The 26,406-nt window shown below is 39.6% G+C and carries 20 protein-coding genes; 14 read left to right on the top strand and 6 right to left on the bottom strand.

Features of this window, described 5'->3' with window-relative positions; all coding sequences use genetic code 11:
* Positions 1-22: 22 nt before the first annotated feature.
* The 7 genes from EHQ64_RS16250 (at position 23) to EHQ64_RS16280 (ending at position 12,550) form a co-directional block, all read left to right on the top strand.
* Positions 23-4,678: a hypothetical protein gene (locus EHQ64_RS16250; protein WP_246048806.1), complete on the top strand. Its 4,656-nt coding sequence runs from the start codon at positions 23-25 to the stop codon at positions 4,676-4,678.
* Positions 4,679-4,770: 92 nt separating this feature from the next.
* Positions 4,771-5,382, top strand: coding sequence for a hypothetical protein (locus EHQ64_RS16255; protein ID WP_135650859.1), 612 nt, complete (start codon positions 4,771-4,773; stop codon positions 5,380-5,382).
* A gap of 85 nt (positions 5,383-5,467) precedes the next feature.
* Positions 5,468-6,406 (top strand): ankyrin repeat domain-containing protein, encoded by a 939-nt coding sequence (locus EHQ64_RS16260; protein ID WP_246048807.1) that lies wholly within the window; start codon positions 5,468-5,470, stop codon positions 6,404-6,406.
* A 213-nt stretch (positions 6,407-6,619) separates the two neighbouring features.
* Positions 6,620-7,414 (top strand): ankyrin repeat domain-containing protein, encoded by a 795-nt coding sequence (locus tag EHQ64_RS16265; protein WP_246048808.1) that lies wholly within the window; start codon positions 6,620-6,622, stop codon positions 7,412-7,414.
* Positions 7,415-8,024: 610 nt separating this feature from the next.
* On the top strand, positions 8,025-8,999 hold the full coding sequence (locus EHQ64_RS16270; protein WP_135650861.1) for an NADase-type glycan-binding domain-containing protein: 975 nt from the start codon (positions 8,025-8,027) through the stop codon (positions 8,997-8,999).
* A gap of 23 nt (positions 9,000-9,022) precedes the next feature.
* Positions 9,023-10,252, top strand: a complete 1,230-nt coding sequence (locus EHQ64_RS16275; RefSeq protein ID WP_135650862.1) for an SH3 domain-containing protein — start codon at positions 9,023-9,025, stop codon at positions 10,250-10,252.
* A gap of 213 nt (positions 10,253-10,465) precedes the next feature.
* The gene (locus tag EHQ64_RS16280) at positions 10,466-12,550 is read left to right on the top strand and encodes a transglycosylase domain-containing protein (RefSeq protein ID WP_246048809.1); all 2,085 of its coding nucleotides are present in this window, start codon (positions 10,466-10,468) and stop codon (positions 12,548-12,550) included.
* A 14-nt stretch (positions 12,551-12,564) separates the two neighbouring features.
* Here EHQ64_RS16280 and EHQ64_RS16285 read toward each other — a convergent pair whose 3' ends face one another.
* A complete protein-coding gene (locus tag EHQ64_RS16285) occupies positions 12,565-13,833 on the bottom strand; it encodes an ATP-binding response regulator (protein WP_135650864.1) in 1,269 nt (422 codons plus the stop codon).
* 360 nt (positions 13,834-14,193) lie between these two features.
* Between EHQ64_RS16285 and EHQ64_RS16290 the strand changes: the two genes are divergently transcribed.
* Together EHQ64_RS16290 and EHQ64_RS16295 are read left to right on the top strand one after the other, a co-directional pair.
* Positions 14,194-14,574: a DUF1304 domain-containing protein gene (locus EHQ64_RS16290; protein ID WP_135650865.1), complete on the top strand. Its 381-nt coding sequence runs from the start codon at positions 14,194-14,196 to the stop codon at positions 14,572-14,574.
* A gap of 258 nt (positions 14,575-14,832) precedes the next feature.
* Positions 14,833-17,397 (top strand): SpoIIE family protein phosphatase, encoded by a 2,565-nt coding sequence (locus tag EHQ64_RS16295; protein WP_135650866.1) that lies wholly within the window; start codon positions 14,833-14,835, stop codon positions 17,395-17,397.
* On the opposite strand, the gene EHQ64_RS16300 is transcribed toward EHQ64_RS16295, so the two are convergent.
* The 5 genes from EHQ64_RS16300 to EHQ64_RS16320 form a co-directional block, all read right to left on the bottom strand.
* Positions 17,381-18,961 carry a HEAT repeat domain-containing protein gene (locus EHQ64_RS16300; protein WP_135650867.1) on the bottom strand — a complete coding sequence of 527 codons (1,581 nt, stop codon included), beginning with the start codon at positions 18,959-18,961 and terminating at the stop codon, positions 17,381-17,383. The two genes, EHQ64_RS16295 and EHQ64_RS16300, sit on opposite strands and share 17 nt — an antisense overlap.
* Positions 18,962-18,981: 20 nt before the next feature.
* Positions 18,982-19,659 (bottom strand): hypothetical protein, encoded by a 678-nt coding sequence (locus tag EHQ64_RS16305; RefSeq protein WP_135650868.1) that lies wholly within the window; start codon positions 19,657-19,659, stop codon positions 18,982-18,984.
* Positions 19,660-19,748: 89 nt separating this feature from the next.
* Positions 19,749-21,023: a hypothetical protein gene (locus EHQ64_RS16310; protein ID WP_135650869.1), complete on the bottom strand. Its 1,275-nt coding sequence runs from the start codon at positions 21,021-21,023 to the stop codon at positions 19,749-19,751.
* Positions 21,024-21,354: 331 nt separating this feature from the next.
* Positions 21,355-21,843 carry a hypothetical protein gene (locus EHQ64_RS16315; RefSeq protein ID WP_135650870.1) on the bottom strand — a complete coding sequence of 163 codons (489 nt, stop codon included), beginning with the start codon at positions 21,841-21,843 and terminating at the stop codon, positions 21,355-21,357.
* Between the two features lie 60 nt (positions 21,844-21,903).
* A complete protein-coding gene (locus EHQ64_RS16320) occupies positions 21,904-22,305 on the bottom strand; it encodes a hypothetical protein (protein ID WP_135650871.1) in 402 nt (133 codons plus the stop codon).
* A 94-nt stretch (positions 22,306-22,399) separates the two neighbouring features.
* Here EHQ64_RS16320 and EHQ64_RS16325 point away from each other — a divergent pair, with 94 nt between their 5' ends.
* From EHQ64_RS16325 to dapA, 5 genes are all read left to right on the top strand, one after another.
* Positions 22,400-23,587 carry an MFS transporter gene (locus EHQ64_RS16325; protein ID WP_135650872.1) on the top strand — a complete coding sequence of 396 codons (1,188 nt, stop codon included), beginning with the start codon at positions 22,400-22,402 and terminating at the stop codon, positions 23,585-23,587.
* 315 nt (positions 23,588-23,902) lie between these two features.
* A complete protein-coding gene (locus EHQ64_RS16330; protein ID WP_135650873.1) occupies positions 23,903-24,232 on the top strand; it encodes an ArsR/SmtB family transcription factor in 330 nt (109 codons plus the stop codon).
* Positions 24,219-24,701 carry an SRPBCC family protein gene (locus EHQ64_RS16335; protein ID WP_135650874.1) on the top strand — a complete coding sequence of 161 codons (483 nt, stop codon included), beginning with the start codon at positions 24,219-24,221 and terminating at the stop codon, positions 24,699-24,701. Before EHQ64_RS16330 ends, EHQ64_RS16335 begins: the two co-directional genes overlap by 14 nt.
* Before the next feature lie 10 nt (positions 24,702-24,711).
* Complete coding sequence (locus tag EHQ64_RS16340; protein WP_135650875.1) at positions 24,712-25,320, top strand: SRPBCC family protein; 609 nt, start codon at positions 24,712-24,714, stop codon at positions 25,318-25,320.
* 195 nt (positions 25,321-25,515) lie between these two features.
* The gene (gene dapA / locus EHQ64_RS16345) at positions 25,516-26,400 is read left to right on the top strand and encodes a 4-hydroxy-tetrahydrodipicolinate synthase (protein WP_135650876.1); all 885 of its coding nucleotides are present in this window, start codon (positions 25,516-25,518) and stop codon (positions 26,398-26,400) included.
* The last annotated feature ends 6 nt before the right edge of the window (positions 26,401-26,406 follow it).

Genomic DNA, 26,406 nt, shown 5'->3' on the forward strand with positions numbered 1-26,406 from the left:
AAGAAGTACTTTACAGACGTATTTGAATAGTATCCTGGTCCCTATAAATTCTCCGATCAACGCAAGCGGTCTGAACGGTAAGATAGATTATCAAAAACAGGATTATATATCTCTAGAATCTGATCTTCGCCAAGAATATCAGATCATGGAAGGTGTGATTAACGACAAGATCGGTATGTGGGACTTTATCCATGGGGGTAGAGGATCCACAACAGGAACTCTAACTTATGGAGGAGGACTGGACTCATTATATCCTGAATACAGTATATTAGCATTTGTGAATTCTCATGGAGGAGCTTCAGGGCTTCCAAGCCAGATGGATGCAACCATGAAAGCATTCGATGGAATGTGGTGGTTGAACCCATACGAAGGAGCAAAACAATCGGCTGCGTATCGTACGAGTTCTGTTACCTATGGCGACTACGAAACTAAGATGAATGCAGGCTTAGACTATGTAGTCGGTGTCGAAGCACTTCTGATCGCTGTCATGCAATGGGGAAATCCATTGGTAGGTGCTGAGGCAATCCAACGTACGAGTACCTGGGTAACTCAAAGAGATGCACTTCGAGCGGGAATCGATGGGGCAGAACAGTTCGCGATCAATCTGAAAAATCTACAAGCAGAGCTGAATTATTATACAGATATCTCGAGTAGTGCTCAGTTGAAATCAGTATTACTTGGAACCGGTAACGAAGAAGGGAAATACACTCTAAATACAGGGCTACTTGCTTCGGATATGGATTATCTAACCGGAACAGGTACTTTTGCAAACGGTACTATGAGTTGGAACGGGGGCAAAGAGCCTCTAAATATGAATAAGATTGCTGGAAAGAATGGGAATCCAGTAATCCAAGAAAGATATGTGCATGATGCATACGGTCTTCTTGTTCGAGACAATGGTAAAAATGCAGGGGGAACTTCTGCAACGATCACTGGATCTTCCTCAGGTATAAAAACTGCAACGATGACGAGTGCGGACGAATTCGTATCCGCTCTTGCAGTTCTTTCCCAATCTCAGTATGAGATTGAAAGAGATGAGTATTTTGCGGCTCAGGAAAAATATGTAGGACCTGGCGGGCAGAAAGCAGACCAAAAAGTTATTTTAGACGCAAGAGAACAGTTCTACTCGGATCTTCTCAAAAAACTCTCCAATAATAGTGGAGATAACGTTGAATACGATATGTACAAAAAAGTTGTATCCGACTATATGGGTCAGGGCGCGATCATAGATCAGCTATTCACACTTGAACAACAGCAACAATACAAACAACAAACTGCGGTTTGGGATCAGAAAGAAGAAGAGTTCTATAAACGTAAACAGGAATGGGTGGAGAATATCCAATTCCTACAGAATGCGGGTCTTTCTAAATTCAATGATATGACCAATACCATCCTAAAAGGTTGGGATGATTGGAGAACTGAATTTAACAAAAAGGCAAAAGATGGGGAAAAACAACATCTAGAGCAGATCGCTACGATGATCACTCAGAAGGCTGCTTGGGAAAAAGAATTTATCTCCACATATAAAGATCAAACCGATACGGATAAACTCGCAGAGGCATATCGCCAGATCCAAGGTTTGATCGAAAGTTATAAAAAAGAACTTCCTACAGACGTGGGAGTTGAGCTGAACGCAAATACGATCCTGAACAAGGTCCTTGCGGGAGCTCCAAGTAAATTCGATGATAATCTGATCAACCAGGGAGCATACCAAGACGTTCAGTTCTTTATAGATCAGGTAACTACACGCAAACTAGACGATTCGAATATTAAACAATTCCAAGACTTGAGTAAGGAAATGGAAGAACGTTCTCAAAAGCTTGTAGTATTACAAACTTTAGACGGACTTTATAATATTCCAAAAACCTACGAGGAAATGATTGCCGCAGCAAACAAGGACTTGGGTAAACAACTTACTCAAAAAGTGATGCAAGACGGCTTCTTACCTGTGGGAGATCTTCTCATTCGCCAAACAGTAGGACCGGATGGTAATCCTCAACAACAGATCTTACCAAACTACACTGTATATGGTTACGAAGGACCAAAACAACTTCCAAAAGTAAAGGATGCCCAAGGTAAGGAATGGGATCTTACTAACTATAACGCACTTGCTGCAGACGGAGGTCCGAGCACAGCAGAACTCCAGCAGATGGTGAAACTTGCGATCACCGTTCTAGACAAGGACTTCAAGAAGACATACGATCCAGTAAACCAAGAGAACCGAGAAGAAAAGATCGCAATGATGGATCCGGTGGCGATGGCCAAGGTGATCCAAGCATCTCAAGGCGCTTTACGCGGTCTATTAAGTGATCCAAAATATATCTTAGCAAACTCCGAAGATAAAAAAGTCATGGAACAAAGCGCTATGAACTCGGGCTATCTTGTCGGTCCGACTGAAGGCGGAAAGTTCGGAGACAATCACTTCACCAGTTTCTATACGGCTCTGAAATTAAAAGAGAAGTATGATGAGATGCAGGCGAAGGGCCAAGAGCTTAAGAGCGATGGTTTTGCTAACGCAATAGGAGATACAGTCGCATTTGCAGTCCAAATTACACCATTAGGATACGTAGTCGATACGAAAGCTTTAGCGAACACGGTAACGAAGGCGTATCATGATAATAAGGACGTAGTAGATGCAGTGACTGCAGTAGCAGCAGTAGTAGCCGCACCGTTTACCGGAGGAGCTTCGTTGATCGCTTATGCAGCATACAAATCCGTTCAAGGTGCATATGAGGGCGGAGTGTTAGGTGCCTTGGCAGGAGCCGCTAATGTTGGAAACGCGTACTTACAAGGACTCTCAGGTGGAACTATTTCTTATGAAATGTCTTATAGTTATAAAGAAGGCTTTGGGGTAAGTGTAGGTGGTGGAATAGGAAAAGCAGGTATAGGACTTGGTGGAAGCATCTCCTGGAATGAGAGAACAGGCGATATTTCAGGAAGTGTTGGAATACAAGCAAGAATGGTTTCGAGTGGTCGTATTACTGCAAACCTTGGAATAAATTTTGATAATACAGGTATCACAGGGGCGAGTACAGGCTTTGGTGTGGGTCTTGGAAGTAATTCAAAAGGGTCACCTCTAGCGTCGCTCAATGCAGGTATAAGCTACGATAAGAACACAGGATTTGGACAATCTGTTGGTCTCTCGGAGAACACGAATAAATATACAGCGCAGACTAGTTTAGATTATAGTCATACAGCATGGGGCGGGAATACATATAGTGTAACCACACCTTCAGCAGGTGGTGTTACAGGAACATTATCTTACAACGATCAAACAAAGGGTTATACTGCTTCCTTGAATGCAAACGGAGCGACTGCTCTTACTTACGATTCGATCAGTGGTGATTCTGTTTATAACAAGAATTTCTTTGGAGATGTGGGTAAAGCTAAGGCTATGTCTGTCGGTGGTATGTCTGACAAAGAATATGCAGACTATCAGACCGAGCAAACACAGTTACGTGCTCAATCACAAGGACTCTGGAACGGAACAGTTGGAATTGCAGGATTAGCTTGGGACGGGATGAAAACTGCCTTCAACGCCACAATAGACGGGGCTGTGAAGGTCGCAGAAACAGCTTTTGATATTGCAACTTTTCAAAAAACGGACACAGCTTATTACGATGTGAATGGTAATAAAATGGTTAAAACAGAAAGATTTGGCGGTCTATGGCAGACTGAATCCGGAAGTTTGAATGGAAAAGTGGTAAACGAAGTTTCTGTAAATGAGCGATTAGGCGGTTTGTATCGCGAAAGCAAATTGAACGGTGAACAAATTTACGATGGCGATATCATCAAAAGAGGAGCGGATGGTAAGTTAATAAGGATCGCAGGGGAAGATGCAAGTTCGACGAACTATGGACCTGGAAAGGCATTGATAACTCAAAGCGGTATGGATAATAATCTAATCGGTAATGTTGACATGCACTACAGTTCCAGAGACGAATTAAAAAATGTAATGAAAATTGAAGGAAAAGGAAATTATTTGCCTCAAGAATCCTACCATGTATTCAACGATACAGGACGATTCCCAGGTTTGAATATCTTTGGGGAACTTTTTAATTATGCTACCCAATACCTAACAGGAGGAAATATTCAAACAGAACCATCGGTATCTACGGTCCAGAAGATGATAGAAGCAGGGGCAGTGTCAAATGGGGGGCTCATTATAGGGCATAGTCAAGGAGCTCAAATAGTGACGGATGCAATTGCGGGAGCAAAGAGAAATGACCGAGATCTTTCGATCTCTGCTAACGTAGTGTTAGTCGGAGGTGCGCATAATTCGCTTCCAGAAGGTTTATTGTCAAATGGGGCCAAAATGCTAGCCTTCGATAATGGAGATTTAATTCCTAAAGTTCCAAATTTATTCATAGGAAACGAAAGAATATACAATGCGCAAAACGGCGGTGGATTTGGAGTCGTAGGATTTAGCGATAAAGGTTTTGAGTTTGGATATTCTCAGCCGACTTACAATAGCTTTGAGAATTCTAATACATTTAAAAGGTATTCATTGCCAGACACTAGTTCTTGGAATTCAGCAGGCCATGGATATAGTTCCCATTACGCAACTGGAACTCCAAGTGGAGTACTTTACTGGTATGCAACTCAAGCTCAAACCCAGTGTACTTATGGCGGAACAAGTTGTACAAAATCGCTATTCAATAATGCAGGTTCACGATGAGATATTTAGTCATACTATTCTTAGTTTCGAATTGTTCTGGGTGTTTCGGGAAATGGAGAAACAGGTATCCTGATGACACTTGGGTCGGCAAATTGTCCCCCAAAAAGGATATCCAAAGTATTAAGAACCTAAGTTTACTCGATGATGTAGTCGTAGATGAAAATACATTTCAAGACGCATTAAGGATATTAGGCGATGTTTATCATACAAGGTTAACTTTCGATCCTCCACTTAAAAGAAGTTATCGCGGAACTGAATATAGTATAAAGTATATATTAAGTTATGAATATGTAACAAAGGAAACCGGCTACATCGGAATTCGGTTATTCTTTAATACTGACGAAAAGCTTGTTATTAGAGATATAGGAAGTTCAGAGTATCCTAAGGGGACGAAATATAACAATAATCCCGAAGCGTATGGTAAAACATCAAGCTATGATTGTGATCTTAAATACTACGAACGAGTAAGTAATCCTGTCTTTCTAACTTGGGGGAGAGCAGATAGCGCTCTCTGGAAAGAATGTGAATGGGAAAAAGATTACCCTGAGCATCGGACTATTGAAAAGATGAAAGAAGATAAAAAAAAGAGGGATGAGGAAAGCGCCAGGCAAAGGGCAGAGTTTGAAGAAAAAAAGCGACAGAAGTGTTTAAAAGACCCGAAAGATATCGGCTGTCCTGGTTGGGTTCCTAATGGTAAGAATTGAGGTAACCCAACAAGAATAACTGAGATAAAATTTAAGATGTACCAAGGGAATATACATTTTCGAAAGTTGATGAATTTAAGGATCAGTGAATAGTTATATTAAAAATATTTCCGGCATTTTTGCTCTAAGCCTCTCAATGTTATTGCAAGTCTCCTGCATAACAACTACACAACTTTGGTGTGCAGGCTGTAAACTAACTGATGCATATAAAGATCCATTGGCTCAAAAACTCGTGAAAGCGACCGTTCAGGGTGATAGTGCCAAAGTATCTGAATTTGTAAAAGAAGGTGCCAATCCGAACCACCTGGAACCTGGTAAGGTTCCAATTTTAATGTGGGCGATTTGTGCAAATAATGTGGAAGGATTTGAAGCATTATTGAAAGCAGGAGCCGATCCTAATTTAAGCGGAACCGGCCATGGTAAAGGAAATCAGGGGGGTGATGGGGGAAGCATAGTATATGAAGGTTGGTCACCTTTAGTTTTTGCAGCGGGGACGCCAGATCCGAGGTTTCTAAGGTTAGCAATTCAATACGGTGGTGACGTAAATTCTAGGAAAGGTAGCCAGCATTTACCAGTTCCTGATAATCCACTAATCTGGGCGTCTTACAATGGATTATTTGACAATATTAAGATATTAATTGGGGCAGGGGCAGACATTAATACACATACACAATCTCGAAACGGACCGGAAGAAGCCATCGGAGTTATGGGGCGTTTTGATATTGCAATTTGGTTTTTGGAAAACGGTTATGCTCATGACTTGCAAGGATTAGCCATGACTGCGGAAAATCGAGGGGTTCATAAAGGACTACAATCATATAAAGAAAAGCTGATTGATATGCTTGTTGCTAAAGGGATAAGGTTTCCTGTTTCAAATACTTACAAGGAACTCCATAAATATCGCGAATTACCTCCGGGAGCAATTATGGACATAGTATATGGCCGAAAAGACTGTCGCGATTTTCCTTTGAAACCTGGTAGATGGAATGATAAAAGTTGCAAAGGAGCTCCAATTCCAGATTGAAATTTATGTTTCAAGATTTGCTAATTCAGAGATTTATAAATTATCGTTGATACGAATTTTTTACAAGATTTTCTTTTGAATATATCAAATACAAGAATTCTAAAACTAATAAGAATTGGTGCAGTCGCAATGATTGCATCTGTAATTAGTATTTCATGCACAAGCTTTGTTCGATGCGCTGGGTGCGGAATACGCGATGCCTATCATAACGAGATGGCATCCAGACTAGTCAAGGCAGCAGTGTCGGGTAATAAAGACAAAGTTGCGGAATTAGTAAAAGAAGGAGCCAATCCGAATTATTTGGAACCTGATAAGGTCCCTATGCTAGTTTGGACAATCTGCGCAGGGAGTGTGGAAGGTTTCGAAGCATTATTAAAAGCAGGAGCAGATCCTAATTTAGGCGGAACTGGACATGGTGTTGGTGATGGAGACCAAGGTAGAAGAGAAGGTACTAGTATAATCCCAGTAGGTTGGTCAGCAATGGTATTTGCAGCTACAATCAATGATCCTAGATTTTTAAAATTGGCCATCCAGTATGGAGGGGATCTCAACGCAGAAAAAGTTGGGAAAGCAGATTCTACACCAGGTAATCCTATGGTTTTAGCTGCATATCATGGAATTTTCGAAAATATCAAAATCCTAGTAGATGCGGGTGCAGATATTAATTTTCAAAGTTCTAGATCAAGTATAGAAAATGGGCCAGAAGAAGCGATTGGTGTAGGTGGTAGATTTGATATTGCGGTTTGGTTTTTAGAAAAAGGATATACGAATAATTTGCAAGGTCTTGCAGTTATAGCAGAAGCGAGGGGGACAAATGCAAGACAATCGCATAAAGAAAAACTGATAGATATGTTGATAGCAAGAGGGATTAAGTTTCCAAATCCAAATGGTTCGATTACTAGAGCCTTACGAGAACGAGAAATTCCGGAAAGTGAAGTGATGAATTTGGTGTATGGACGCAAAAATATATTTGATTTCCCCTTAAAATCAAAATTTGGGAATAAATAACGGATTGATATAGAACTTATTGGTTGTTGATAAAATCTATATCAACAACCCGCGAAGGATCGAGCCGGGGTCATAAAAATCGTGAATGCGATTTTTTGACCGGAGGTGAGAGCCTGACCCGAGCGATCTAAAATTAAGGCATCCTAATATATTCCAATCCCAAGGGGCGCGGCCCAAAGAAAACAATTCCAAGACAAAATTCGCTGAAGTTACAAAGTTCTCTGGTTTGGGTAATCAATATGAAGGTTGATTAGAATTCTTAAAAAAAAATCCAAACTTTTGTCTGTGTTTACCCCTAATTAGGTATAAATAGAAATCGGTGATTTTGAGAATTTGTTCCTACATCTCTTTCATGGATCGTAAATAGAGGAAAGGGGCAATTTCGGCTCGATCCTTTTCGATACATGTCCCTAGAAGGATCTCGAATTCTTGGATATCACTATTTCGTAAAATTGATGATATTTGTTTGGATGTGAATTAAAGCCCGTTAGGCTGTATTTCTTGGCTTATCTGGCACTTTTTTCTTTACAAAAACCGGCAAATTCCCAATTCTTTTTCTTCGACGAGATCTCGCATTACGATCTCGATACTTTAGGAGGGTATAATTAAAGTGAGAAGTAGAAAGTTTTTAAATTTTTTGTTCCTAATACTGATTGCCGCATTATTTGCAACAAACTGTAAAAAAAGTAAAACCGTCATATCGGATTCCGTGCTATTGGAAAATCCTGGTGAAAAAAAACCTGTATATGTTCCGGATGGAAAAGTAAAACGTGGTGAGTTCGTCACCCTTTTAGAAGAAAAGGATTTTAACGGGACCAAATACAATTATATTCAAATCAAAGGTGTGGATACTAAAGGTTGGTTGGATGAAAAGAACCTTTACGAAGGTGAATTACAATCCGCTACTATAGTTCGTGACGCAGACCTATTCTTGAGACCGAATGAAAAAAGTGAGAAGTCGGGTAAGGCAAGAGCTGGACAGGTCGTTTTTAAATTAGAAGAAAAAGATAACTTCGTCTATATTCAATATCCAGGCAAAAAAGCTTATATCGCAAAAAGTGATTTGGGCGATGGAGTGATGGTAGTTAAAAGTATCGAGATCCCTGGCTTAGGCAGTGGAACGATATCTGCTTCTTCTCAATACATCCAGTCAGAAGGAAAAGAATTGGATTATGATCCAAGAAACGTTTTTGACGGAAAATTCCAAACCGGTTGGTGTGAAGGTAAAACCGGTGATGATGGTCTCGGAGAATATGTAAATATTTCCTTCCCGACTGCGATTCATTTATCGGAGATTTCCGTTGTAAACGGTTTAGCTCGTTCCGAAGAAAGTTATAAATTAAATAATAGGATCGCTTCTCTTAAAGTGGAATCTTCTTACGGTGGAACCGTTACTTTGGATTTAGATGATAATAATTTTGATCTGCAAGCTATTCCTGTTGATTTAGTCGGATCCAGCTTCAGATTCATTATTACTAAAGTCCATAAAGGAAAAGTAAACGATTCTTGTGTAAGCGAGATCAAGTTAACCGGTAGCGAATATACCGCTCCTGCTTCCGAAAATCAGGAAGGGTCTTACGACTGATCGTCATCAAGAAGAGTAAAAGAATGAAATCGATTTATAAATTAATTTCTTTTATCGCTATTGCGTTCGTTCTTCCTGTTTTCGGACAAGCTGCATTCCAAGCTGGAAAGGCAAAAGTTACGGCAGGGGAACTAAACGTAAGAAACATCGCCACTACCGGTGGCGATGTTGTTGCGACTTTAAAAAGAGGGGACGTTCTGGATGTAGTAGATCGTTCCACAAAAGAAAGTACTGAAGACGGGATTACTGATTTTTGGTACAAGATCTCTTTACCTAAAAAAAGATCCGGTTGGGTTTTTGGCGGATACATTTCATTCGAAATGAATCTAGAAGGTGGACTTCGTTGGAAAGTTGTAAACCCGGGCGGAGGAGCTAAATTCTCCGGTATCGTAGTTTCTAACAATGGAGAGGTCCTCGCAGCAACTGATGCAGGAAGTATTCATATCAGCTCTGATAAGGGTAAATCCTGGAAGAAGATCGTTCCACAGGCACTTGGAAATTCTATCGGCAAAATTAATAAACTGATCTTGGTGAATAAGGATATTTGGGTGGCAGCAAGTGGAGAGACAGGTGGAGGAGTTTGGAAAACTTCCAATACCGGAAAGTCCTGGGCTCAATTTAGTACTGCTCAAGGTTTAAGTTCGAACGATGTGAATGATATCGCTTTCCAAAAGGATGGAAGTATCATCGCAGCTACCGAAAAAGGAATGTCCCAAACGAAAGACGGAGGACAGACTTGGACCTCGAATGTAAACGGCGAGGAGTTGGATGCTAAGATCCTTTCAATCGCAGTCAGTCCTGACGGTAAAGTTTTTGCGGGAACTAGTAAAGGTCTTTATGCCTTTATAGAATCTTCCGGTGTTTTCGGAGGAGCAAAGTTCTCTTGGAACAGAGTGGGTAAAGGTCAACCGAATATGGGAGACTATATCTATGCTGTGGGAGTAACCAATGGCGGAGATATTTTTGTAGGAACCGAACTGGGAGTTTCCAAAGCGAATACAAAAGATCTGGATAAATGGTCCGGAGTAGGCGGAAAGTCCATCGTGAATGCGATCTATATGGAATCTTCCAGGATCCTGATCGGTACAGATAACGGACTGAATATCTCTACGGATAACGGTTTATCTTGGGTGACTTACAAAAAGGAAAACGGATTAGCGAATAATAAGATTACTGCGATTTCCGTGAACCCTAACGGGGATAAAATTATCTGGACGATCTCCGGGTCGGACGGACTTAGTTATCACGAGTAGGAATAATTGCGAATGGATCTGAAATCAGTTTTTTTACGAATTTTCAGTTCCATTCGAATTCATAAACAGAACTTTTTTGAAAATAAGAAAAAGTTAAAAAAATACCTAATTTATTCATCTCTATTCATTTCAATTCTGCTGATCTGCATGACATTTCTCCAGATCGGGATATTTTTCTATAATAAAGATTCGATCTCCTCTGATCTTCGGAACATGAAGACTAGGTTGCATGACGGAGTTAGAGAGTCTGCTCCTACTCAGAATATTTCTATTTTCGATAGAAACGGAACTTTATTAGGAGAATATAATAGAGGAGCAAGCCTTACTCTTTCTCTAAAACAATGCGGGAATTTAGGAGTAGTAGAGAATACCTTAATAGCGTCAGAAGATCGGGAATTTTACGATCATCCTGGATTTTCAGTTTCGGGCATTATTCGTGCGTTTTGGAGGAATTTGATCTCTTTGGAGATCAAACAGGGGGGTGGAACGATCACTCAACAGTTGGCCCGCAATACGTTCACCGAGAAAAAGAAGTATTCTCTTAATCGAAAAATTTATGAAACCATCGTTGCTCTTTATATAGAGAGGCAGCTCACCAAAAAAGAAATTATCTGCTTATATTTGAATAAGGCATATTTCGGCCAAAATTCATACGGTATAGAAGAAGCATCCCGTTTTTATTTTAATAAATCTCCTTCCAAGTTGGAATATACGGAAGCGGCGCTTTTGATCGGCATCCTTCCCGCTCCGTCCGTATATAATCCGGTTCGAAGTATCTCAACTGCCTTAAAAAGACAGAAGTATGTAATGGAACTTCTTTCAAAAAGCGAGTTGGTACCTGAGAAACAGATCAATAAGAAAATTTTAGAGTTTAAGTCCATCTACCAGATCAAAGAAAACGATTTGGAAAATCCTTTCGGTAAACTTGCAAAGTTCGGGACGAATAAATATTTCAAGATCAGTCGTAGCCCGGAATTGAACGAGTATGTGATCAAATATCTTTCTGAAAATTTTGAGTCTTTGGAAGATTCTAAAGAGAATATCCAGGTCTATACTACAATCGATATAGTTAAACAAAGTATAATTAAGAATATATTAAATAAAGATATAGATTCTTTACGCTGGAGTTTTAGAAATCAATCTAAGTTATCTTATGAAGAAGCTAGATCGTTTTCTACTGGGATCCAGGGTGTTTTCGTTACCATGGAACCTAGGACCGGAGAGATCTTGGCGATTGCCGGAGGCTCTTCAATTTCAGATTCTTTACAGAGTATGAACCGTGCCTTTTATATGAAAAGACAAGTTGGTTCCGCTATGAAAGGATTTCTTTATTCAGTTGCAATCGAAGAAGGAGTAGTGGATCAAAACTCGGAATTGGAAGATTCTCCTACGGATATCAACGGGTATAAACCTCGTAACTGGTATGGAAAATATCTAGGAAGGATCAGTCTTTCGGAAGCATTACAAAAATCAGTAAATACGGTCGCTGTAAAAGTCTTACGTGATTTGGGTATTTCTAGATACATTCGTTATTTGCAGGATGGTCTTTCCTTATCCGGATCGGAAGCTTCTAGATTTCCGAGGAATTTGACTTTAGCCTTAGGATCGGCGGATTTTTCTCCAATAGAGGTTGTTACTCTATATTCTTCCATTGTAAATGGTGGAACCGTTGTAGATCCTTCTATCATTAGAAAAATTAAAGTGGGTCAAGAAACTGTTTTTGAAAATGAACAGTTTAGTTTTGGATCTAAGAGACTCTTTAAGGAATCCACCTGCGGTTCTGTCTTAAATCTATTAAAATCGGTTTTCGAACCGGGTGGGACTGCTGCCTGGGTCGGAGATCGTAAGCGTGGAAAATCAGGTTATTTGGATTTCGAGATCGCAGGAAAATCCGGGACTGTTGAGAGCGAGTCTGCTTCTTACGAAAGTCTTGGTTTAAAAGGTGCCAGAGATGTTTGGTTCGTAGGCCTGACTCCTGTTGAAGTTTCTGCAGTTTGGTTTGGTCAAGACCAAGGGGTTCCGATCCCAGGTTCCGGTTCTTCTGTGGCCGCTTCTACATGGGTGAGTTATGCAAATGTTGCGATCCATCCAAAGAATGATGCAAAACATTTTTTAAACACATCGTCTTCCGATCTTGATAGTGAATGGAGAGATGTCCCTGAAAATTCTTCCATACAAGAGAACGGATCCTCTCCGGAAAACTTCGATCCAGATCCTGGAAAGCCACAGGAAAAGGATGAGAAACAAGAGCAGGAAGAAAAGTTCTACGTTACTCCGGATGAAAAGCCGAAGGGTTAATACATTTTTACTATCTAGTCATTAATTGGCAAACAAACTGTAGCAAGAACTACTTCCACAGGTTTTTCTCCTATAGAATGATCGATAACATTATGTATGCTGAAGATCCCACTATGTTTTTTTATTACGAAGTCCACAATAGTTAACCCTAAACCGGTAAAATATTCCTCACCTTCCAGGTTTTCATCTACAAATCCTGCGAGTCGATAGAACGGCTGTTTGACTAGTAATTCCTTATTTTTGGGGATACCTGGTATTGAGTTAGGATCGAATTCGTTTTTCACGTTGATGTTCAAATATCCGCCGGAAATCGAAGTGTATATGTAGATAGTCGAATTACTCGGAGAGTATTTTAAAGAATTGATCAACAATTCGTTGAATATTCTGGAAAGTGAATCTTGATCCACCTGTATATTGTACTCATTGGCAGGAAGTGCAATTTGAGGAATTTGTATCTTCTTCTTTTTACAATATCGCCCGTTGGAATTTTCCAATCGTAATCGGGATTTTTCTAATAGATTATGTATTTCTATATTATTGGTCTTTTGAAAAGAATTTTGAAAGTCCTTATTGAGTATCGTAAGACTTTTTTCGAGAGAGTTTAGTCCTTTTTTTACATAAAACGAATTTTCAAAAAGTAATTCAATAATATCCGATGAAAAACTATAAGTTGTTTCTTCTTTTTTGGCATTTGCTTGGAGCATTTCTACTAAACTTACAATTGCTCCAAAGCCGCCTCCGCTAAAAAAACTATGTTTTAGATTGTTGAGAGTACTTTTAGAGAGATCTATATTTTTTTCTAGATCGGTCAGCCAGGATTGTTTATAAAGGATCCAGTTTAGTTGGGCCTTAAGACGCTCTTCATTTTCCTGCACCAAGATCCTTTCGCTCTCTTTTAGGCGTATAAATTCTGAGATCCGCTCCAACACTTGGTATAATCTTTCTCTATCGATCGGTTTGATAAGATAATCGAAAATCCCTAACTTCATCACCTTTATGATGATCTCCGGAACATCATTCCCGGAAATTACGATGAATAGAGAATCTGGTTTTTTCTCCTTTATCGCATTGATAAAATCGAATCCGTTCATGACAGGCATTTCCAGATCCACCAAATAAAGGGAATACTCCTTCTTTTCGGCCATTTCACAGCCAATTTTTCCGTCGGGAGCGATATCTGCATCTACCCCGAAACCTTTGGCTAACCTTGCGATCAGCTCTCGATTTTCTTTTTGGTCTTCTACGATTAAAATTGGATTATGTAGGTTTAATCTTAATGCCATGAATAGAAAAGACGATATTTTATATATTTTGCATATAAAAGTTTTTATGGAAAACGTTAAGCGGTCTATTTATATAAAACTATTTAAACTTGTAAATATGAAAATATAGATCATTTTTTCTTTAATCAGGAATTATTAATGAATTATAGGTTTTTCGCATTAAGATTTTTTTATTTCTATGATGGCCGGAAATAGAATGTGATCTTTTTTTAGGATCCAAAACATACTTTTTTGCAAATAGACGGATCTATTTTCTACAAGTTCTTTGTCGAACGAACGTTAATTTATATATGATTCCTCTTTACAAAAAATAATACCGTATTAAAACTCACGAGGATTTATATCCATGGAGAGAATGAAATGATATTAGCCGCTAGAATTATCGCAGGGATTGTGGGATTACTTCATGTATGGATCTTTATTATGGAGAGTGTGCTTTGGATGCGCCCACGTATCCATAGAAGATTCGGTGTTACGGATACAAAACTTGCAGAATCCATGAAATCCGTATTCTTGAACCAAGGTTTTTACAATCTATTTCTTGCTATCGGTGCTTTGTTCGGTGCTATCTTTTTCGAAGTTTATCCAGGATACGCACCTGCTATTCTGTTATTCTCTTGTTTGTCCGTATTTGGTGCGGGGCTTGTTTTGTTTATCTCCAAACCTTCCATGGCAAGGGCCGCCTTTATCCAAGGGCTTCCTCCTCTGATCGCAGTCGTATTGATCGCAATCTCTGTTTGAGATCCAAACGACCAAATCCTAAGTCCATCCCGGAGGATATTCTCCGGGTTGTTCGGGGCCTTCACCAGCAAAATAACTAAGTGTTGAATCAGACACAAACTTGTAACGAAACGTTCTGGGAATTTTGCTTGTGTGAATTCTATACATTAAGAAGGTAAAAAGCTAACAAAAACCATTCGAAAAACAACCGAGTATCTAAGCGTTCCCTTATACATAGAAAGGTATAAGCTAAAATAAAAACTTTTTAAGGCATTTTTGATGTTCGGTCGTTTTGTAATCCTCCTGCGGACCAATCTTTATTTAACCCTTTTATTTTTCTTATCTTTTCCGGTTTTGGCCGAGAATATTCAAAAAATTGAATCTTTTGACACAATATCAAGTTTAGATTCCGGAGTGGATCATTCTTGGGAAATTACTGAGGAAAAAATAGATCCAAAGATATATTCGGAGAATTATCTAGAAGGGGAAGTTAATTTAACAAAAACAGGAAATTATAATGCTCCTGGAGTCTATCGGGTTAGTTCCGAATCTGTCGAAAAAGTCTATTTGATCAAAAAATTTATCGCTCCCAAAAGTTGGAAAGCTGCCGGCATATCTGTACGCCTTGGGACTTTAAGTGATAAAGATAGAACATACTTGAACGGAGTATTGATCGGAGAAACGGGAGATATGGATTCATCTTTTCCTGAAGCTTACGATAAGATACGAATTTATCCTATTCCTACGTCTTTGATCCGTAGAGGTTCTGAAAATATACTTATTATCGAAGTGAAAAGATTTTTCCATCCTGAAGTAGGAATAGAACAGGATAGAACCGAGATTGGGAATACGGAAATCTTACGTAGGGATTATTATGGGGCAGAATATACCAAAATTGCTCTCTTGATGATCTATTTCACAGTAGGAGGATATTTTCTATTTTTATTCTTAAGAAGAAGGACAGACACTGAAAACCTATATTTCGGTATATTCTCACTGTTTCTTGTGCTCTATCAATTTCTAAGAAATCAGATCAAATACGAGCTCGGAATCCCCTTCATATATATGAAGAAAACAGAATATATTATACTTACCGCTCTTATTCCTGTTTTTGCAAATTTTATTCGATCTTATTTTAAATTTCCGAGAGGTAAATTTATAAACCTTTTGGATGGTATATACGCTCTTTTTGTCCTATTCTATATAATTTCTAATGATGTCATTTTATATAATAAATTGAATAATTCCGCAGTCCAGCTTGGTTGGGCGGCCTATCTGATATTGATCTTTTACTATTTGATCAAAAAAATCTCTCAGAAAGACAGGGATGCTACCTTGATCCTTTTAGGGGTACTCGTAGTAGTTCTTTCCACAGTTTTAGACACTTTATCTAATCGGAATATTATCGTTTTTCCTAGAACGGTGGGATATACATTCTTCGTTTTCGTGATTAGTATCGCTACAATACTAGCAAACAAATTCGTACGATTGAACGAACAAGTAGAGGAATTAAACGAAGACCTGGAAAACAAAGTGGTGGAAAGGACCAGAGAGTTAAACGAATCCCTGGAAAACGTAAACCGTTTAAAAGTACAACAGGATGGAGATTATTTTCTAACCTCACTTTTGATCCAGCCTCTATTTACGAATAGAAGTCAGAGTAAATCGCTCAAAATAGATTTTTTTTCCAAACAGAAAAAGCAGATCCGTTTTAAAGAAAAACATTATGAGATAGGTGGAGATATAAGTATCTCTGCAAACGTTTCCATTTTAGGAGAACAATATACTGTTTTTGTGAATGGAGACGCTATGGGAAAATCCATCCAGGGCGCCGGGGGAGCCTTGGTGATGGGAACAGTATTCCAATCAATTCTGAGTAGAACGAACCGAGGCGGAGAATATTCTAAACGTCCTGAAATTTGGTTAAAAGAATCATTCTTAGAATTACAAAGTATATTCGAATCATTTGACGGTTCTATGTACATATCTACCGTGATCGGTTTATTGAACGAAAGAACGGGCGGATTATATTATATCAATGCTGAACATCCTTGGCCTGTCCTATATCGGGATGGAAAAGCAGAGTTTTTAGATAATGATCTATCTCTTCGAAAGATAGGAATTCCAGGGAATGAGGAAAGTTTTCAGGTAAAATTTTTCCAATTAAAAAAGGGAGATATTCTTATTCTTGGATCCGACGGTAAAGACGATCTTCTGATCGGAAACGATGAAAGGGGAAGGATCTTAAACGAGGATGAGACTAAATTTTTGAGAACAGTGGAAATTACAGACGCTGATCTAGAAAAAATCTATGATGAAACCCTGAAATTCGGAGAATTAACCGACGATTTTACTCTGGTAAGATTAGAATACTTAGTAATACCGGAAACGATAAGCATTTCGACTCCGGAAATTCTAAGTAAGGCCAGAGATCTATACAAGAATAAACATTATGAATCTGTGATATCAAGTTTATCTGGGTTTAATGCCCCTTCCGCGAATCAAGAAGAAGTCCTATTATTATTAGGAAAGTCCAGATTGAAACTTAAAGATTATTCTTCCGCTTCCAGGACTTTTGAGAGAGCCGCAAGCCTGAACCCGAGGCGATTAGAATCCCAATATTACGCCTCTTATACTCATAGATTGAATAAGGATTTTGAAAAAGCGGAATATTTCGGAAAGATCGCTTATGATCTAGACGGACAACTTCTGCCGAATTTGATCAATCTTGCGGACATTTATAGAAACCTAAATCGATCGGGAGAGGCAAAACGTTTTGCGGAAGAGGCAAAAAAGATCGATCCGAATCATCCTTGGCTTGTTAGACTTACGGATGTTTTTTAGAATTCCGTAAAGTATTCCAATTGATCCATTCATTTTTTGAGGAATATTTTAATCCGGTTATAGATTTTAATGAAGATATAATAAGTTTTCGGTTTCTACCTGTATCTTCTTCCTGCAAAAGTTCTATAAGAACCGGAATGCCTGCCGGATCTTTTCTTGCTCCTAACTGAGAGACAGCAACCTGATGCAAATTTATATTTCGATCTCTCGCATATTTCTCTAAGATTACTCTGGATGAATCTCCCGGTATGGAAGAAATTGCAGGCAAGGTTACGGAAGCTAGTTCAGGAAAGTCTTTTGTTTTTTCATCCAAAAGAGATAATGATTTGGGAGAACCTATCATACCTAGACTTTCCGATGCGATCCTTGCCATTTTTTGATCTCTTGATCTACACGCATTTTCCACGAAAGGTAAAGCTTCCTCCGAACCGATGGCACCCAAGGACCAAACCGCTCCGTATCTCGCTTCTCCATCGTTTTCCTCAAGGACCTTAGCAAGCACTGGGATACTCTTTGTATCGCCTAAATACCCTAAGGATTGGGCAATAATTTCTCTGTCCGGAATATTTCGATCCGTTAAGATGATCTCTATCTTCTCTCGAGCTGCTTTGAATTTTAAACTTCCTAATACATGAGAGGTCGGTCCTTTAGAGAGAGGAGAACCTTTTTCTAAAACTTCGAAAATTTTAGGAAGAAAGGGAGGATTAGAAACGGCGATCAAAATATCAGCAGCTCTATATCTGATCTCCCTATTTTGATGTTCTAAGATTGGAAGCACTAAGGGTAGGCTTTTAGGATCTTTGATCTCAGAAAGTGCGATCGCGGAATTTTCTCTTCCTTTTTCGAAATCTGCCTGCAATCTTTGCACTAAAAACGGAACCGCTTTTTTACTTCCGATCTTTCCGAGAGCTAAATATGAAGCAGCCAAAGTGGGGCCGGGTTCGGAATTTTTTGCCAATTCTATAAGGTAATCCTCGGATCCCTTAATATTCAATTTTCCTAATGCCATTGCATATGTTTTAGCCTTGTCCGGATCTTGATTTAATTTTGCCGCCGAAAGTATCAAATTTCCGGATTGTTTTGCTCCTATACGCACCAAGGTATCCACTGCAAGTAAACGTAAGGTTGCATCATCCCGGTTTAAAAGAGATACAACTCGATTCCCCGCGCTCGGATCTTCCATTCTTGCGATTGCTTCCAATACTGTAGAGGGATCTATATTAGAATTCGGTTGCAATAGATCTAAAATTTCAGGAAGAGAGGGGCTATCTTTCCAAATCCCTAAGGCAAGGATTGCAGGCGCCTTTGTCTCGGTCTCTGTTTTGGATCTCATCCAATTTCTCGCGACCGGTATAAATTTTCTCTCGTTCCTTCTGGCAAGTTCTAAAATCGCTTGAGATCTCAATCTAGGATTTTGGCTTTTCAGATCCGATCCTAATTCGTCTAAACTTGGAGGGTTCTCTTCTTCGACTTCCGGTAATAGTTCCGGACGAGGCGGTCCGAAACAATCCCAGAGAAAAATGCAAAGGAAGAGCAGGGAATATTTTATAAAAAATTTATACATGATACGGTTCCTCAAAAAGGTCAAGGTACTGATTCGGATACTTGACGAAGTTGTTGTAATTCTTTTTGCCAGGACGAGATATCGGAATTTGCCTGAGGAATTTGAGAAGCATCCATTCTTCCTTGCTGGATCGCATATTGAACCAATTGTATCCTAGATTCTAATTCAGAAATTTTGTAGGAAAAATACGCCTTCTGTTCTTCCGGATTTACACTGGGTTCGTTCGGGCGATTTGGAACTGTGCCCGGCTGGGAATACTTTCCAGAATTTTTCGCCAAAGCAAATTTGGTATCCGCCGAAGTGAATTTATCGAGTTGTTCTAATAATTTTTTCTCATCCTGAGAAGTTGTTGGGGCTCGAAATTCCCTTGGAATATAAATATTACGCGGGTATTTCAAAGCAAATTCTACCCATTCTTCTCTAATCTTCTCTTTTTCTTCCGGAGACTTTTTTCTTTGAAAAGCGGAAGGCCAAAGTTTTTTGGCATGCCCTTCTAGATCGGGATCTTCTTCGAAAGGGTGAGGCGCATCCGGAAACTCTATGGTTTCCAAACCGTATTTTCTCCCTGCTACTTCGGAGGCTTCTTCCGAAATGCTAGGAGATTCTGGATTTTTGCCCGGCCATAAAATGAAAACCAAGCAGGAAATTAGGATGGCCCCGGCAAATATCCAAGGCCAGAATTTAAAAATAGAACGCATGAATGATATTATAGAAAGAATATATTATAAAAATGACTTATGAAGATCCCACTTCGGATTTTCCGAAGTGGGATAAGTTCTGGTAGGGATTAAACGAAGATCCCAATGACCCAAGAAATGAACTGACCGAATATAGTATCTGTCAGGAATTTTTTCAGATCGATCGGATTACGATTTAAGGAATCATAATACCAAGCGGTATACTCACTTACCTGAGGGATAGAGTATCCGTATTTAGTATTGATCGCTTTGATTAGCTCGTTCGCAAATACAGAGTGACCATACATATTCGGATGCACACCGTCCAAACCGAAAATACCAGGTTGTCCAGGTAAAGGCCAGTTTGCTTTTGCGTAACCAGGGCTATACCCGGAAGGACTTTTGATCAATCTTCCGTTTTCTTTTAAATCGTCAAACAACACCTTAAGATCTGCCAAAGCAAAACCCATTGCTACGGCCTGAGCCTTTACTTCGTTGTTCAAGGAAGTTAAGAAATTTGTAATAGTCGCAACTTCGTTCTTGTCCAATACTTGAGAAGGATCGGAAACAGAAGAACGGAAGAAAGCTTTTAATCCGGAATAATTCGCTCTTCCTTGAGGATCGTTGTAATTTTCCAAAAACGCGATCGCAGTTACGTTCGGAACAGTGAACAAAACACCACCTTTGATTGAACCGATCGCCGCCAATTTGGACATGGTGGATCTGATATCAGTTATGAATCTGTTTTGATCTAAACAATCCGTAGTAGTGCTTAATGCAGTACAAAGAACATGATTTGCCGCGACACTTCCAAACAAGAATGTAGGTTTTACTGCCTGCATTACTTGTAATTGTGTTCCGGAACTACGTAGGCCGAATTGATGGAATTTATCCGGAGATTGGCAATCAGGAACCTGCACCCAACGGTAAGTATACCAATACCAAGTCGCCCAGTACCATTCCTTTGCCCAAGTGGTCGCATTGATGTTCTCACATTGACCGGAAGTTTGAAGGACTGTAGTGTAATCTGCGCCTGTAATACCTGCATGCGTAGGAAGTCCTACAGTGTTCCCGTTCCCACCGATAATGGAAGAAGCGATGCAGAAAACTCCGCAATCACCCTTTAAAACATCTTCCAGGTTTAGGTAAGGACCCTTTAACACGTTATAGGTGACGTTTGAGCCAGCTTGTTTGGAGACTAGTACTGGATACGCCCAGTTCTGTGTTTTCTCTTCTACTGTTGCTCCGTAGAAACCATGGCTTAAGGAATCACCGATCACTCCCGGTCTTGCAAACATCTGTGCTTGGCTTTGCGCAGAGATCGAAGAAGTTGTAATGATCAGGAATAACCCGCCTAGGATTTTCCAAAGGATTCTATTTTTCATTTTTAGATTTACTCCACTCTCTATTGAAGGAGATCTTTTTATTCTCTTCGAGGCATACTTTGGAAATGAACTCTCATAAGTCAATATTCAAAATCTGAGAGGGTTTTTGCATATTGAACATTCGTAATGTTACAATTGGAGAAAAAGCCAACCGAACGATGTTCAGTTGTATTGTTTGGCTTAAAATTAAATTTTTATAATATAGTTTGCCGCACCCTCGAATGTCACTTTTAGAGGACTTCTACTTTTGCCAGCTCGGGTCAGGCTCTCCGCTTCGGTCAAAAAATCTCTTACAAGATTTTTTGACCCCGCATCGATCCTTCGCGGATCTCTAATCCGGAATACAGTCTATTTCTAAACGGGTCAGAGTATGATTCATTGGAGTACAAGAGCTTGAAATGGAAGCGCTGTATCTTCTTGAGGTATTACTGGTTCTGGTAAGGATGCAGTTGGTTGAATTGTCCGGCTTATGAGAGATTCCGAAATAAAGATCTAAATCTCCTCCGGTCGGAAATGTAAATGGAGATACGGAAGGTACAGTTTCTATTTTAATCACATAGTCCGGAGGAAAAGTATCCGGTAGATCTATTACAATTCCGTCTCCACTGGAATTATTTATATCGCAAGAAATGACTGGTTGGTCATCGAATGGCCAACCATCAAAAGTAACCTGGGCAAGATTCGTTCCGTAGGGACCGGCTTCTTCCTCCGTACTTTGTAATAAAGGAAATACTAATGAACTAGGAATATCTTTCCCACCTTGATCACAGTTTAATAGGGATAAGGTGAATAGGAGCAGCAAAATTCGGGCAAACTTCATTGTAATTGCAACAATTCGGCAATAAAATATTGCTCAAAATTTATTAAATAGAATGTAGTTCTAAACCCCCAAAGGGCGAACAAAACGAAATTCTAAAATTCCAAGAGCAATTACATATACGCCTTCGGATCCGATATGACTAATCCCATAAATATTGATCAAATTCCAGTGGCTGACTATCATTCCCAAACAAACGAAAGACCAACCTAAATTTCCAAAAATTAATATATTGATCCAAAGTTTTTTCACCGATTTTCCAAAGAGCATTCCGAAAAATAAGGAGCCTGAATAGGAGCCGTAAAGTAGATTTACAATTCCCATAAAAAGTAAAAGACGTTGGGGCAGATTATAAAATTCTGCAATTGGTTTGTGTAATACAATTACTGTAATTCCACCGATGAAAGCGGCACAATCGATTCCTAAAATGAGTTTTCCACGAGAGATCGGGTCTAACGGATTCATCTTATCGATCATTTCGTTTGGTTTTGAAACAATCTGCAATCATTAAAACTCGAATTCGGCTTGCAGGTCCGGGAGAATTTTCCATTCTTCCTACGTGATCCTTTTTTATTATCTCTCCTCGATCCTTGGTTTACTCGCCGGGAATATGTTCAATTATACCGCGATCATTCTTGCGCAAAGTATTTCGAATTCGGATACATTCTCGGCTTACGTTTTCTTTTTTGTTTGTTTTCCATTACTTTTTTTAAGCTTCACCGCAGGAAGATTATTAGATAGATATTCCAGAAAATGGCTTTTAGCTGCGGCACAGATTTCTATGGCCTGCGGATCCGGTTTTGCAGCTATCGCGCTGCATCTGGGCTGGATCTCTCCTGGAAAACCGTATCTACTCTTGATCTCTTCCGTTCTTTCAGGGATCGGTCTTTCTTTTGTAATGCCGGGAAGATTTGCGATCTTAGGGGATCTATTAGAACATTCTAAAATAGGAAAGCATAGTGTTTGGCTAAATACACTCGTATTATTCGGATATGGTCTTGCTCCCTTGGTCGCAGGATATTTTAAGGAATATTTTGCATTCAAATTCGTTTTCTTAGGGATCGGCTCCGCTTATGTACTGAGTGTGATTTTTTTGACCTTGATCCCGATACAGATGAGAGAAAGAGGGCAGAATACTTCTTCGACCGCTCCCGGAATTTCGGGGTTATTGGATTATCTAAAAAAATCCAAACTTGTTTCTCAATTCTTATTACTAATGGGAGCTGTAGTGTTACTCGTTGGTCCTGTCCAGGTCCTTCTTCCTAAATATGTAAAAGAGACTTTGGGTTTAAGCGAAGGCTTAAGAGGTGCATTATTATCTTCTTTAGGGATCGGACTTGTGATCGGAGGAGGAGTTACTTTCTTCCTACATGGTTTAAAGAAGAAGGGCCATATTCTCTTCGGAGCTGCAATTATTAGTTGCCTTTTATTTTCTCTCATTCCCTTCCTTGCGGAAAGTTTAGTACTTACTACGATCTGCTTTTTTGTATTCGGTTTTATGACTGGCGTGATCATCACTTTAATCCCAGCAGGTATCCAGCAGAATACTGAAAATCATATTCGAGGGCGGATCTTATCTCTCTATAGTCTTGTTTTTCTTTTAGTACCTGCATTCTCGGGTATCTTGTCCGGATTTTTTTCGGATCGCATCGGAATTGCTTCTACATTTGTTTGGTCCGGTTTTTTGGAGATGGGGATCCTAATCTATTTAAGCTGGAGAATGGACCAGGTCCGTATCCATTATTAAGACGCGGAGTTTTGGTTTCGAGACGCTGAGGTTTTTCCACGCAGAGCCGCTAAGGCGCGGAGGGAAGAAGGTTTTTATTTAGTAGTTTTAGGCTTTATTCCTTCTTTCCTAAAATCTTTCAGTTTTCTATACATTTCTTATTTTCACGCTGAGGCGCAAAGCTTAGAAGATTCTTCCATTATGGAGGAAAACCTTCTTTTGCTTAGCGACTTCGCGTGAGTGTTCTTTATTTTTGGGGAACAATTTTCGATTTTTTATTAAGTAAATACTTAATTAATAGTTTACTTAATTAAGTGAATCATTCATAATTAGCCTATGAATGCATTTGCTGCCTTGGCGGATGATACAAGAAGAGAGATCGTGAAATTAGTGGTCATAAACGGAGAGCTTACCTCTACCGAGATCAGTCAAAATTTCGATCTAAGCCCACCTGCAATTTCACAACATTTGAAGATATTGAAAGAAGCGAATGTACTTCACGTAAAGAAGGATGCTCAGAAACGTATTTATAGCCTGGATAATTCGGGGATCGATGAGATTAGTTCTTGGATCTTAGATATTACGAACCTATGGAATAAACGTTTGGATAAATTGGAAAAATATTTATTAAAAGTTAAGAAGGAGAGAGCCCATGGTAAAAAATAGTTCAGAGACCATCATCCAAGATAATAAGGTGATCTATAAGAGATACTTTGACGTTTCTATAGATCTTGCATTCGAGGCCTGGTCTTCTCACGAACATCTCTCTCAATGGTGGGGACCTGAAGGATTTACCCTAACTACCAATAGTTTGGATTTTTCAAACGGAGGGATCTGGGATTTTATTATGCACGGTCCGGATGGTCATGATTATAAAAATGAGATCCAATTCGTAGATATTCAAAAACCGTTTCATATCTATTATAGGCATCTTGGAGATGGAGAAGGTTCCAAGGATGTGGATTTTCAATCCAAGATCATATTCGAAACATCCGGCGAAGGAACGAATGTTACCATGGAGCAAATATTCTTAAGTAAAGAAGAATTGGAAAGGATCAATGAGAAATACGGAGCGATCGAGGGCGGTAAGCAGCACATCTCTAAGTTTGGTAAATATTTAGAGACTCTTAAATAACGAGATAGATATGTTTCTACAAAGATTATTTTTTCAATCTATAGTTCTCGGTTTTTTTCTTCTGATGATCGGTTGTGCAACTTCAAAACAGATGGAAGTATCCGCTTCGGCAGAAGTGGATGAGAAAGATGTTTTTATCATCAGTCATTCATTCGAGGCGGATCCAAAAACTCTTTTTGAGATGTGGACCAATTCGGATCGTTTTTCTAAATGGTTAGGACCCAAGGGAGCTAAAATGTATTTCCTAAGTGTCGGGGTCCGAGAAGAAGGTTCTTCTCAATGGACAATGACTACTTCTGACGGTCAGACGAAATACGGGAAATTACATTATAAAAAGATCAGTCCGAATGATCTCTTAGTTTATGCACAAAACTTTTGCGATAAGGACGGAAAACTGATTAAGTTACCTATGGCCCCTACTTATCCGGATACACTTCTGACCACGGTAACTTTTACCGAAGAAGGTCCGAAAAAAACAAAGGTCACAGTCAGATGGGAAATTTACGGAGAAGCCGCTGATGCAGAAAGGCAGACTTTTAACGGATTGAAATCCGTCATGAAAATAGGCTGGGGAGAATCTTTCGAAAAACTCGCATCCATCTTGAAGTCTAAAAAATAAGATCAGAAGGATGTAATCTCTAAGTTTCGTGCAGAGTTCACGGAGCGCACAGAGTTTGGAATCGTCAAATTAAATTCCTCTGTGATCTCAATGCCCTCTGTGTGAAACTGCTTCAGGCCTCTTCATGTTTTCTGTGCGAAACCTTCTACCAAATAGGGGTTGCCAAATCGCCCAGGGATCAGGAATTTATATATTATGTTTCAAGGCGTATTTACTGCCATTATTACCCCATTCCGGAACGGCAAAATAGACTATGATTCCTATTTTGCCATTCTGGATAAACAAATCCAAGCTAGGGTAAGCGGCGTGGTGCCTTGCGGTACCACGGGCGAGTCTCCTACACTTTCTCATGAAGAGCACGCGGAACTGATCCGCGAAACAGTGAAACATGTAAAAAAGCGGGTTTTGGTCGTTGCAGGGACAGGTTCCAACTCCACAAGAGAGGCGGTAGAACTGACCGAGGCTGCTTGTAAGGATGGAGTGGACGGAATACTTCAAGTAAATCCTTACTATAATAAGCCTACCCAAGAAGGTTTATATCTTCATTTTAAAGAAGTCGCGGATCATTCTTCCGTACCTGTGATGTTATATAATATTCCGGGAAGGACATCCGTAAATTTATTGCCTGAGACTACTCTTCGTCTCTCCGAACATCCTAAGATCAGATCCATGAAAGAAGCTACCGGAGATCTCGGACAAATGTCAAAATTGATCTCTCTTGTAGGGGATAAGATGACTGTACTTTCTGGGGACGATAACTTAACTCTTCCTCTTCTCTCGTTAGGTGGAAAAGGTGTGGTTTCGGTAATCTCGAATTTATTTCCGGAAAGCCTTGTGAAGCTTGTGGAATCTTTTCAAAAAGGAGAGATCGCCACGGCTCAAAAGATCCATTACGATTTTATAGAATTATTCGCACTCGCTTTTATCGAAACCAATCCGATCCCGATCAAAGCCGCTATGAGTTGGAATGGTCATTGTTCTGCGGAAATTCGTCTACCGATGACAGCACTCAGCGCTGGTCCCGGAGCGGATCGTTTGAAAAAAACGGTTTCCGATCTGATCTCAAAAGGATATAAATAAGGAATT

This window comes from Leptospira sarikeiensis (assembly GCF_004769615.1).
Lineage (GTDB): Bacteria > Spirochaetota > Leptospiria > Leptospirales > Leptospiraceae > Leptospira_B > Leptospira_B sarikeiensis.